Origin of the sequence: Chamaesiphon sp. OTE_75_metabat_556, assembly GCF_031378165.1 — a bacterium.
GTDB lineage: Bacteria > Cyanobacteriota > Cyanobacteriia > Cyanobacteriales > Chamaesiphonaceae > Chamaesiphon.
The window spans coordinates 1-10,351 of record NZ_JANNDR010000100.1 but is presented as its reverse complement, the minus strand read 5'-3'; the positions used below and the strand labels follow the sequence as shown (position 1 = coordinate 10,351).

13 protein-coding genes are annotated in these 10,351 nt (G+C 46.7%); 7 read left to right on the top strand and 6 right to left on the bottom strand.

Annotated features, from left to right (window positions below; genetic code table 11):
* Positions 1–438: 438 nt before the first annotated feature.
* Entirely contained in the window at positions 439–822 is a 384-nt protein-coding gene (locus tag RMO27_RS04455) for a DUF4346 domain-containing protein (RefSeq protein ID WP_309729545.1), read from the top strand.
* A gap of 86 nt (positions 823–908) precedes the next feature.
* On the opposite strand, the gene psb32 is transcribed toward RMO27_RS04455, so the two are convergent.
* Entirely contained in the window at positions 909–1,640 is a 732-nt protein-coding gene (gene psb32 / locus RMO27_RS04450) for a photosystem II repair protein Psb32 (RefSeq protein WP_309729542.1), read from the bottom strand.
* Between the two features lie 188 nt (positions 1,641–1,828).
* On the opposite strand from psb32, the gene RMO27_RS04445 reads away from it, so the two are divergent.
* The 3 genes from RMO27_RS04445 (at position 1,829) to RMO27_RS04435 (ending at position 3,651) form a co-directional block, all read left to right on the top strand.
* Complete coding sequence (locus RMO27_RS04445; protein WP_309729539.1) at positions 1,829–2,827, top strand: adenosine kinase; 999 nt, start codon at positions 1,829–1,831, stop codon at positions 2,825–2,827.
* A 138-nt stretch (positions 2,828–2,965) separates the two neighbouring features.
* Positions 2,966–3,217, top strand: a complete 252-nt coding sequence (locus RMO27_RS04440) for a ribbon-helix-helix protein, CopG family (RefSeq protein WP_309729537.1) — start codon at positions 2,966–2,968, stop codon at positions 3,215–3,217.
* 38 nt (positions 3,218–3,255) lie between these two features.
* Entirely contained in the window at positions 3,256–3,651 is a 396-nt protein-coding gene (locus RMO27_RS04435; RefSeq protein WP_309729534.1) for a hypothetical protein, read from the top strand.
* Between the two features lie 28 nt (positions 3,652–3,679).
* Here RMO27_RS04435 and RMO27_RS04430 read toward each other — a convergent pair whose 3' ends face one another.
* The gene (locus tag RMO27_RS04430) at positions 3,680–4,444 is read right to left on the bottom strand and encodes an RNA methyltransferase (RefSeq protein WP_309729532.1); all 765 of its coding nucleotides are present in this window, start codon (positions 4,442–4,444) and stop codon (positions 3,680–3,682) included.
* Positions 4,445–4,470: 26 nt separating this feature from the next.
* Here RMO27_RS04430 and RMO27_RS04425 point away from each other — a divergent pair, with 26 nt between their 5' ends.
* Positions 4,471–4,614, top strand: a complete 144-nt coding sequence (locus RMO27_RS04425; protein ID WP_309729529.1) for a DUF2256 domain-containing protein — start codon at positions 4,471–4,473, stop codon at positions 4,612–4,614.
* A gap of 92 nt (positions 4,615–4,706) precedes the next feature.
* Here RMO27_RS04425 and folE read toward each other — a convergent pair whose 3' ends face one another.
* The 4 genes from folE to RMO27_RS04405 form a co-directional block, all read right to left on the bottom strand.
* Complete coding sequence (gene folE, locus RMO27_RS04420; RefSeq protein WP_309729527.1) at positions 4,707–5,432, bottom strand: GTP cyclohydrolase I FolE; 726 nt, start codon at positions 5,430–5,432, stop codon at positions 4,707–4,709.
* A gap of 66 nt (positions 5,433–5,498) precedes the next feature.
* Entirely contained in the window at positions 5,499–6,230 is a 732-nt protein-coding gene (locus RMO27_RS04415; RefSeq protein WP_309729524.1) for an SDR family oxidoreductase, read from the bottom strand.
* A gap of 150 nt (positions 6,231–6,380) precedes the next feature.
* Positions 6,381–7,358 (bottom strand): acetyl-CoA carboxylase carboxyltransferase subunit alpha, encoded by a 978-nt coding sequence (locus RMO27_RS04410; RefSeq protein WP_309729521.1) that lies wholly within the window; start codon positions 7,356–7,358, stop codon positions 6,381–6,383.
* A gap of 101 nt (positions 7,359–7,459) precedes the next feature.
* Positions 7,460–8,491, bottom strand: a complete 1,032-nt coding sequence (locus tag RMO27_RS04405; protein WP_309729516.1) for a long-chain acyl-[acyl-carrier-protein] reductase — start codon at positions 8,489–8,491, stop codon at positions 7,460–7,462.
* 215 nt (positions 8,492–8,706) lie between these two features.
* Between RMO27_RS04405 and RMO27_RS04400 the strand changes: the two genes are divergently transcribed.
* Positions 8,707–9,588 (top strand): sugar ABC transporter permease, encoded by an 882-nt coding sequence (locus tag RMO27_RS04400; protein ID WP_309729512.1) that lies wholly within the window; start codon positions 8,707–8,709, stop codon positions 9,586–9,588.
* Positions 9,572–10,261, top strand: coding sequence for a lipoyl(octanoyl) transferase LipB (gene lipB / locus RMO27_RS04395; RefSeq protein WP_309729508.1), 690 nt, complete (start codon positions 9,572–9,574; stop codon positions 10,259–10,261). Before RMO27_RS04400 ends, lipB begins: the two co-directional genes overlap by 17 nt.
* Positions 10,262–10,351 lie beyond the last annotated feature (90 nt).

Below are 10,351 nucleotides of genomic sequence, written 5' to 3'. Positions count from 1 at the left end.
TCAACAATTACAGACTCCAATTCAAATTTCAAATACGATTTAACATATCTACAACCTTATTCTGTAGTCTTCCGGCGGGAAGGGAGTAGTTGATAGTTGATAGTTGACAGTCGAGCGACCCGTTAAAGATCGGGGTACTGCTGGGGAGAGCTAAGTATTTAGGTACCAACTCAATTAGATTAGTCTGTTTCTCGGTGCGATCGAGGTTTCCATAGTTGCTCTAATTCGATCGAATCTTTGTATAGCAACAGTTATCGGCGATCGAGTGGGGTTGGGGGCTAAAACAAAACTCGACGGTAGCCTAGCATATAGCACTAATTCATTAAGTCTATGCGCGAACATTTTTGCTCAAAAAGATCGAAAATTCGCTCGAAACCTATCCAAATAACGAATAAATCGGTTAATCTAGATTTAATGTAATTATTTAAGATTAAATTTATGACCTTATTAACTACCAATTTAATTGCGATCGATAGCGAATTGTCCAATCGCGATATCGAACTCGATCCACATGGCTACTTTATTATTTATGTCGATCGAGCAGATGGTTTAATCTGTGCCAAGCACTATACGAATGTGATTAACGATCGGGGTTTGGCCGTCGATCCCGAAACAGGTAAAGTCATCCCCGCCAAAGGCAAAGTAACTCGTACTAACACCACGCTGTATGTCGGACGCACGGCCAAGGAACTCTGCGTGAAAATCATCGAACAAACCGCACCATCGCCAGTGAGTATGCTAGATCATGCGGCGTATCTCGGACGAGAATTTGTCCGCGCCGAGATGGCTTTACTCTCAGGCGCAGAATATATTCAGGACTAATAAACGTTGTGAGCGGTGGTTAGGGACAATTCGATAAACAGTATTATCGATCGCCAATAACCAACAACTAGATCGACAACCGATCTCTAACTTTGATTTTGATACCACCACCAAGTTGCCATCGGAATCACCGTCGCAATAATTAGTAGCCCGATGACAATAACTAAAAAGTTGGTGCGGTTGGCCTCAGTTTCTTCAGCTTTGAGATACGTTCTACCGACTTCTGGTGTCGAGATAATTACTGGAGGACCTGGATCTGCTTGCCCAGAGAGGACAGCCGCAAGTCTGTCAGCACCATCGACAAAAGCTTGATTGTATTTATTCCCGCTGCGCAAAGGTGCCTGCATCGTTTCCGTGGTGATGCTGGTCGCAATCGCGTCCGTCAGCGTCGATTTAACCTCAGTTCCAGTGTGAATACCGATCGTGTTCGTGACATTATCCAAGACAATCAAAGTTTGATTGGCTTGCTCGGCATCCGTTGCAAACCATTTTTTGAACAGTTTATCGGTAAAAGTTTGAACCGTATCACCATAATCGAGGCGATGAATGGTGACAAAGCGGACTTCTTTGCCTGTTTGCTTGGCTAGTTGCTCCAATGTACCTTTAACCGCACCTTTGGTCGATAAGCTCAAAACATCAGCTTTATCGATGACCCAACTCGGTACGCCAGCCGAAACAGCCGGAACTTCATAGACAGCCGTAGCCTGGGCGGGCAGAGCGAATGTGCCAATGGCAATAGCGATCGTCACGAGCGATAGTAAGAGTAGCTTCTCTAGACGAGAAGCGATGCTAACGAGATAAGAACGAAGATATGACATATGAATGAGAGCGAATATCTGTTTTAACTCTAGCAGAATCACCTCGGTGTTTCCGACAGATCGATGATAGGGATGAAGCAAACGGCACAAATGCCAACATCTACCCAAAGTTTACCCGTTTGGATCGGGTACGATCGAGCGATGAATAGTATCCTGTTATTTGTGGACTCTACTAAATCGGAAATCTTATGACACGCTACGATGTATATGGACTGGGGAATGCGCTGCTAGATGTCGAATGTGAAGTCGAGCCAGAAGTACTGGTAGAACTAGGTATCGATAAAGGTGTGATGACACTACTCGATGAAGCCAGTCAAGACAAAATCTTAGCCCGACTGGGTAATGCTGCAAGCAAACGCACTTGCGGCGGTTCTGGTGCCAATACAATCGTGGCTGTGAGCCAATTTGGTGGTAAAACTTTTTATTCGTGCAAAGTTGCCAAAGATGAACCTGGTGAATACTATCTCCAAGACTTATTAAAATCTGGTGTCGATACCAATCTCAAATCCCATCCGCCCGAAGTGGGAATTACGGGTAAATGTCTGGTATTTGTGACTCCCGATGCCGATCGATCGATGAATACTTTCCTCGGTATTTCTGCGAGTTTGTCAGATATTGAATTGGTGCCAGAGGCGATCGCCAACTCTACTTATACTTATATCGAGGGCTATCTAGTCACGGGTGAATCTAGCCAGCAAGCCGCAATTAAAGCCAGAGAAATTGCAAGTCATGCCGGTCAAAAAGTCGCGCTGACACTCTCCGATCAAAACATGGCCAAGTTCTTTAAACCAGGACTGCTAGAGATGCTTGGTGGTGGTGTAGATCTATTATTTGCGAACGATAGTGAAGCCTTTGAGATGGCTGGTACTCAAGATTTAACAACCGCGATCGAGTATTTAAAAACCATTTCCAAAACTTTTGCCCTCACCCTCGGTGCTAAAGGTTCGTTAATCTTTGACGGCCAAACATTACTAGAAATCGCTCCGTATCCTGTCAAAGCGATCGATACTGTCGGTGCTGGGGATATGTACGCTGGCGGCGTCCTATATGGCATCACGAATGGGATGGACTGGGCGACGGCTGGACGATTGGGTTCGTTGGCTTCCTCTCAGTTGGTGACGATTCCTGGCGCGCGGATGGACACAACAGATCTGCAATCGTTGTTGCAGCAAGTTAAGGATATTTAGATTATTAGATTATTTGAACGCTCGAAAATCCCCTCCTCGGAGGGGATTTTTATGTGGAGGGCTAATGGTGTGGCTTTAAATCGAAAATGGTGTAAAATCAATACCATGAGTGGATAAATTTGCCACGATGGACTGAACATGAGTATTAACACGATCGCCGATAACACCGCTCCTAAATCTACCCCAAGCACCAAGCGCATGTCGATCGGGTTATCCGGCGAGACTGTCGAACTATTAGAATTTTTGGCACAGAGCCAGGGCATCTCTCAGAATGAAGCCATCCGACGCGCGATCGCGACAGATGTCTACTTCCTCAAAGAGCGGCTCGAAGGCTCAAAAGTCTTGCTCCAGAAACCCGACAAAGAAATTCGCGAAGTGCTATTCCGATAGATTTGGGAGTGGACTAGTTTCCCACTCTCTAAATCCCAATGACTCAAATCGATCGAACCGAAGACTCCATCCACATGGAAGTTTCGGACAAGCTTGACGTGGCTGATTATATTTTCGATGTGCCGTTCGACGATCCTCTCCAAATTTCAGAGTCTCACCAGCCGCTCGTGCGGGATGTCGCACTTCAGCCCCAAGTCAAACAAGAGATTCAAGACTGGATCGCTCAAAAAAGAGAAGGGGCGCGTGGTGGAATTGCCATTACATTAATAGTATTTTTTGGAGTTTCACTATTGGCAGAGTTTTTATTGATTGGCTTAGGTGCTTTTTATCCTCAATCCAATACTGCTCTGATTAAGGATACTTTGCCATTATTGATTAATTCTTTGACTGCGATCGTCTCTTTAGCTTTGGCGTTCTATTTCAAAGAGAAATAATTTTGCAGATCTTGTGCAAGAGATCGAGTTATTTCAGATCGATCGATTTAGCAGTATTGATCGCCCAACTTACTTGTCTCAAAACTCCGCGCAACAGAGCCACTTCATTAGGAGAAAGTTGACTGCGGTTATATAAGCGGCGAATCTTTTCCATCCGATGGGCAGCCGTGTGCGGCAAGAGATAGCCAATGTCCAACAGGAGGCTTTCTAATTGTTGATAATAACCCTCGACTAGTTCGACAGGTGCGATATCTGTTTGTGGGGGGATCGGAGCTAGATTAGTTATCAAATTGTCATCGGCACTAGTCGCACACATCTGCAACTCGTAAGCGCAAACCCCTACTGCTTGAGCTAAATTGAGCGAACTGTATTCAGAGCCAACCGGAATCCGAAGATAGCGGGTAGCATAATTTAATTCGGCATTGGTCAAACCACTGTCTTCACGTCCGAAGATCAGTGCGGTTGGTTCGTTACTGTCTACCAACCAGGGCAAAGCTTGTCTGGGTGTTTCGAGCTGAGTCGGAATGGCTCGATCGCGTGCAGTGGTAGCAATAACTCTGGTACAGCCTTGTAAAGCCGTCGGTAAATCGGGAACGATCCTCGCAATGGTAAGGAGATCGATCGCGTGTACCGCCATCCGAGTTGCTTCTTCGCCTAAGACTTCACACTGCGGATTGACAACGACCAATTGGGTCAAACCCATATTTTTCATTACCCGCGCGATCGATCCAATATTCAAGGCTCCGGCTGGCTCGACTAAGACAATCCGAATATGATGGAGAGAGCTACTCACTTTACATTTATCTACTAATAACTGTCATGCCACGTCATCGAGCGAAGGCCGATCTACCTACTAAAATCTGTCCGGTTTGCAACCTCTCATTTACTTGGCGCAAGAAATGGGCGACCAATTGGGATGAAGTGAAGTATTGCTCCGAGCGGTGCCGGAGAAGGAGAGAGTAGTGAATAGTGGATAGTAGATAGAGATTTGCTCTGTTCCAAATCCCAAGATCGCTTAATCAAACCACTATTTACCATTCACTATCCACTATCCTCTACATAAACGTTGGTTGATGGCGAATCAGATTGAGAAACTCTTCGCGCGTACGTTGATCTTCTTGGAAGGCACCTAGCATCGCGCTAGTCACCGTCCAGGCTCCAGGCTTCTGCACGCCGCGCATCACCATACACATGTGGCTGGCTTCCATCACGACGGCGACGCCTCTGGGTTCCAAGACTTCCTGAAGTGCTTCGGCAACTTGACGGGTGAGTCTTTCCTGCACCTGCATTCGCCGAGAGTACATATCCACAATCCGCGCTAGTTTGCTCAAACCGACGACTTTTTGATTGGGGATGTAGGCAACATGCGCTCTACCCATAAATGGCAACATGTGGTGTTCGCACATGCTAAAAAAGTTGATGTCGCGTACGAGTACCATCTCGTTGTGGCCTTCATCAAAGATCGCACCATTGATGATGTCATCGAGCGATTGATTGTAGCCACTAGTTAAGAATCGCATTGATTCGGCGACACGTTTGGGTGTTTTTAATAAGCCTTCGCGTTCGGGATCTTCACCTACTCCGAGGATAATCTGACGTACCGAGGCCATCATGTCTTCCAGGCTGACTTCTTCGGGGTCGTGGATTTGCACTGGCTCACCGTTATGAGTGTTGCGATCTGGTCGAGGATTAATATTACTCAGCTTTTGTTTTTGGCTTAGCCGCTCCTCTGGAGCATCGTTACCAGTGGAATTACTACCTTTAGGAGATGAAATAGTCATGTTTTGTCTGATATGGATGTAGAAATAAACGTGATGAAACTGAGGTGGTAGATGAACGCAGATCGGCTAAAGCGCACCGCCACTGGGCATAATCGTCAGTTCTTCAATGACGGCACCAGCGGGGGCAAGAACGGCGTAGAGGATGCTTTGGGCAACCATTTCTGCTGTCAACATCGCCGATCGATCGAAGTCCGCCTGGACGGTGTCTGTATCCCAGAGTGGCGTATTCACTGAGCCAGGGCAAATCGTGGTAACGCGAATGCCATGGCCTCGCTCCTCACTAGCAATTGCCTGGGTCAGTGCTGTCAATCCAAATTTACTGACTGAATAGATGCCCCAATTTGGAAATACTTGCTTGCTGGCGATCGATGAAATATTGACAATGTGGCCGGATTGACGTTGGCGCATGTGGGGTAAGATCCCTTGAATGCACTGGAACACGCTGGTCAAGTTGAGGTCGATGACGCGCTGCCAATCAGCCAAGGGAGTGTCGCCAGTCGTTCCGGTATAGGCCATCCCCGCATTATTGATGAGGATGTCTAAATTGTCAGAGTTGGCGGCAATCTCCGCAATTTTAGTCGAGACTCGATCGAGTTGGGACAAATCTACCACATAAGTATTGGCAATTACACCAACAGCCGTAGCAGCTTGGGCTACGGCTGTTAATTTCTCCTGGGAGCGACCTACCAGTGCGAGGTTGATGCCAGCTTTGGCTAGGGCTAGTGCTGTGGCTTTGCCAATGCCGCTACTTGCGCCAGTGATTAGTGCCGTTCGGTTCGTTGGGGCGATCTGATTCATCTAGTCCAGGAAGTTTGCTCAGATCTGAGCCTTGTGTAAATTTTTGTTGCGGTTTTATTATAACATCGATTTTCCGTGACAGGGAACGGGATGGCCCGATCTTCAATCTTGCCAGCAACCATCAAGGTGCGAGTGCCAATTTCCAGCCTACTAGTGATGTTCTTCAAACATGCCGATCTGGCGGAATTTATCATATCTGAGCGATCGTAACTCTGTAGCTGGTAGCGATTGAAGTTGATGCAAATTTTTTAAGATCGCGTCTTTGAGAACTTCCGCCGCTAGCACCGAATCAGCATGTGCGCCCCCCAGCGGTTCTGGCAAAATCTGGTCGAGAATGCCCAAATTTTTGAGATCTTTAGCCGTAATTTTGAGGACTTCGGCGGCTTGGGCAGATTTACCAGCATCTTTCCACAAGATCGAGGCACAAGCTTCGGGACTGGCGACATAATAAACGGCATGTTCAAACATCATTAATCGATCGCTGACACCAATCCCCAATGCGCCACCAGAGCCACCTTCACCGATCACCGTACAAATAATCGGCACATCAAGGCGAAACATCTCCCGCAGATTATACGCGATCGCTTCACCCTGTCCCAACTCCTCAGCTTCCAATCCCGCCCAAGCTCCGGGCGTATCGATAAATGTCAGAATCGGCATTCCAAAGCGATTGGCATGTTCCATCAGGCGCATCGCCTTGCGATAGCCACCTGGTGCCGCCATCCCAAAGTTGCGCGCCACATTATCTTTTGTATCCCGCCCCTTTTGATGCCCCAATAAAACTACGGGAATCCCCGCCAACCGACCCACACCGCCCACCAAAGCTGGATCGTCTTTGCCTCTTCTGTCTCCATGTAACTCGATCCATTCATCGCAAATTGCTTGGATATAGTCGAGCGTACTGGGACGGCGGGGATGCCTGGCGAGTTGGAGCTGCTGAGATGGCGTGAGGCTACTAAAAATTTCATCGCGCAGTTGCACGTATTTAGTCTCCAGTTGTAGAATCTGACTGGAGATATCGACGCTACTTTCTTCAGCAAGTTCGCGAATCTGATCGATCCGTTGTTGCAACTCGGCTAACGGTTTTTCAAATTCTAATAAAAAGGGCTTCTTTTCAGTACCAGCCATTATTTAGGGGGTAGGGAGTAGGGGTTAGGGAGTAGTAGTTTGGTTTGAGCGACGCAGGCTGACAGAGATCGACATCGATCTTACATTTAACAACCTAACTGTTACCCCCCAACAAATGATAATAAGGGACGAAAGCCATGCTTGAGAGAGGCTTGACCGATTTGTTCCATTTTCTCGATCGTGATTTGATTGCGTCCCCACGAAAAACTCGTGTGTAATTTTTCAAATTCTAGTAGCATGGCTTCGGCAAAACAGGCAAACAGTTGCCGAGCGGGAGCATCCATATTGACAATATTCATAATTTTCCAATCGATGTCGAGAGAATGTTCGACAATGCCGCCATTCATCACATATACGCCAGGAGCTTGAATTTTGGTGCCCAAATTTTTGGGATAGCCACCATCGATCAGCAAACAGGGCTGCTTTAATTTCGCGGCATCGATTTCGACGCCCTTGGGCATACTGGCGACCCAGACGATGATATCAGCTTGGGGCAAAGCTGCTTCCAAACTGATGATTTTCCCACGTCCTAGTTCGGATTGGAGGCTTTGCAACCGTTCTTGATTGCGAGCTACTAATAAAAGATCGGCAATATTCGTCCGGCTGTCGATCCACCGACAGACAGCGCTGCCAATATCGCCTGTCGCCCCAATCACCGCTACAGTAGCTTTACTCAGATCGAGACCGAGCTTGGCGGCACCCTGTTCGACCTGCCGCGCGATAATGTAGGCAGTGTGGGTATTGCCAGTAGTAAACCTGTCGAAGTCCAATTCGATATTGCGAACTTGTTTATTTTGCTGGAGGTCGAATTCTTCAAAGATAATTGATGAAAAGCCGCCCAAAGCCGTAATCTGAATTCCTTGTTTCTGGGCGTGAGCCATCGCATTGAGAATCTTGCGGATTGCGGCTTTGATCCGTCTAGTTGCCAGCATTTCTGGCAAAAAACAAGATTCGATATAATAGCCTTCGATCTGTTGTCCAGTAATACTTGTAACCTTAATGCGATCGACTGTTTGCGGTGGGGCACTGCACCAGAAGTCCAGCCCTTGGTCGGCATATTCTGGAAAGCCTAAGTCTTTAGCGACTGATTGGGCATGTTCTAAGCTGGTAAGGTGACCGATAAGACCAAACATGAAGATTTTCCGAGTTGTGCCTGTTGAGCAGAGGTGAGAACCGTGAGGAGATCGCAATATCTCATTGGTTCTTTCTACACAATAGTACAAAATCGGGACTAGGGATCGCTTATTGCCGTAATGTTGGTAGTTACGCTCCGATCGGGTGAGCTAGTTAAGAAAGTTAAGTAGTTGATACACGGCAGCTTCAGTACATTAGTCACCCACCTTTTAATATGATTCGCCTCCGTCAAGTTAACTGGACGCCTTACCTATTTCTCTTCCCAGCTCTATTGGTACTTGGGATCACGGTGTTTTTACCAGCGTTGCAGGCTTTTTATTTGAGCTTTACCAATTACGATCCGATCGCCGAGACAGCGAGTTGGCAAGGCTGGACTAACTTTGTGCGCTTGTCCAAAGATGGGGTATTCTGGCAGACGATGCGAAATACGGTGCTGTATTTATGTGGCGTCGTGCCGATTTTGGTGTTTGTGCCGCTGTTACTGGCGATTTTGGTCGATCGCCAACTCAAGGGGATGAGCTTCTTTCGCGCGGCTTATTACGTGCCGGTAATTATCTCGATGGTGGTGGCGGGGATTGCGTGGAAGTTTATCTATGCTGAGAATGGACTGCTCAATCAACTGCTAAACGTAGTGGGGATTCCGGCCATTCCGTGGCTGACTAGTCCTGGATTAGCATTGTCGAGTGTGATGGTGGTGACGATTTGGAAAGGATTGGGTTACTATATGACTATTTATTTAGCTGGGTTGCAATCGATTCCTGCTGATTTATATGAAGCTGCCGCGATCGATGGCTCCGATAGTTATACTAAACATTGGGATATTACGATCCCGCTGATGCGTCCCTATATGTTGCTAGTTGCGGTCATTTCGGCGATCGCGGCGACCAAAATCTTTGAAGAAGTCTATGTGATGACCCAAGGGGGGCCGCGCAATAGTTCTAAAACAGTTGTTTATTACTTGTATCAACAAGGTTTTGGATCGAGTAATCCCGATCTTAGCTATGCTTGTACGATCGGCTTGGTGTTATTTGCGATCGTCTTTTTCTTATCTATCTTAAACCTCAAGCTTGCTCAGAACAATGCTAAGTTACCCTAAAAAATCACTGACAAATAAGCGTGAGTGTTTGGTATTCAATCAGGAAGAAATAGATTATCAAACTGCGTGGATTTGGCAAAAGTGTCTGCAAAAAGAACGGATTATCGATCCAGACATTGCTGATGCCTTAGTTATTCTCGAACATCCACCTGTATATACGCTCGGCACTGGTTCTAGTTTAGACTTTGTCAAGTTCGATCGTCTGCAAACGGAATATGAGTTATACCGTGTCGAACGTGGGGGTGAAGTTACTTACCATTGTCCAGGTCAAATAGTTGCTTACCCAATTTTCAATCTCCGCCATTATCAACAAGATTTGCACTGGTATTTGCGACAACTAGAAGAAGTTGTTTTGCAAGTTTTGGCATTAAATAATCTCGACGGCCATCGGATTGATGGATTGACTGGCGTTTGGTTAGAAGGTCGCAAAGTTGCCGCGATCGGGATTAAGGTGAGTAAATGGGTAACCATGCATGGCTTTGCGCTAAATGTTTGTCCAGATCTAAGTGGGTTCGAGCAAATCGTACCATGTGGTATTGTCAATCGATCTGTCAGCAGTATGGCCGAGTTTATCCCCACCATCAATCCCTATTTGGTGCGCGAACAAATTGTTCGGGTGTTTGGCGAAGTATTTGGGATTGAAATGTTAGAGAATCAAGAATTTCAGATCTAAAGTCACCAGACATCGCTCGTCGCTGGTCGCACTAGGCAGATTTTATTTGGGAATACCAGATTCAGATCCAATCGTCGATCGTGCTAAAAT

What these genes read in the sequence shown, in the direction of transcription:
- RMO27_RS04410 (WP_309729521.1), bottom strand. Translation starts at nt 7,358, where the DNA reads ATGGCTGGTACTGAAAAGAAGCCCTTTTTATTAGAATTTGAAAAACCG.
- RMO27_RS04440 (WP_309729537.1), top strand. Translation starts at nt 2,966, where the DNA reads ATGAGTATTAACACGATCGCCGATAACACCGCTCCTAAATCTACCCCA.
- RMO27_RS04405 (WP_309729516.1), bottom strand. Translation starts at nt 8,491, where the DNA reads ATGTTTGGTCTTATCGGTCACCTTACCAGCTTAGAACATGCCCAATCA.
- RMO27_RS04400 (WP_309729512.1), top strand. Translation starts at nt 8,707, where the DNA reads ATGATTCGCCTCCGTCAAGTTAACTGGACGCCTTACCTATTTCTCTTC.
- psb32 (WP_309729542.1), bottom strand. Translation starts at nt 1,640, where the DNA reads ATGTCATATCTTCGTTCTTATCTCGTTAGCATCGCTTCTCGTCTAGAG.
- lipB (WP_309729508.1), top strand. Translation starts at nt 9,572, where the DNA reads ATGCTAAGTTACCCTAAAAAATCACTGACAAATAAGCGTGAGTGTTTG.
- RMO27_RS04455 (WP_309729545.1), top strand. Translation starts at nt 439, where the DNA reads ATGACCTTATTAACTACCAATTTAATTGCGATCGATAGCGAATTGTCC.
- RMO27_RS04435 (WP_309729534.1), top strand. Translation starts at nt 3,256, where the DNA reads ATGACTCAAATCGATCGAACCGAAGACTCCATCCACATGGAAGTTTCG.
- RMO27_RS04415 (WP_309729524.1), bottom strand. Translation starts at nt 6,230, where the DNA reads ATGAATCAGATCGCCCCAACGAACCGAACGGCACTAATCACTGGCGCA.
- RMO27_RS04445 (WP_309729539.1), top strand. Translation starts at nt 1,829, where the DNA reads ATGACACGCTACGATGTATATGGACTGGGGAATGCGCTGCTAGATGTC.
- RMO27_RS04425 (WP_309729529.1), top strand. Translation starts at nt 4,471, where the DNA reads ATGCCACGTCATCGAGCGAAGGCCGATCTACCTACTAAAATCTGTCCG.
- folE (WP_309729527.1), bottom strand. Translation starts at nt 5,432, where the DNA reads ATGACTATTTCATCTCCTAAAGGTAGTAATTCCACTGGTAACGATGCT.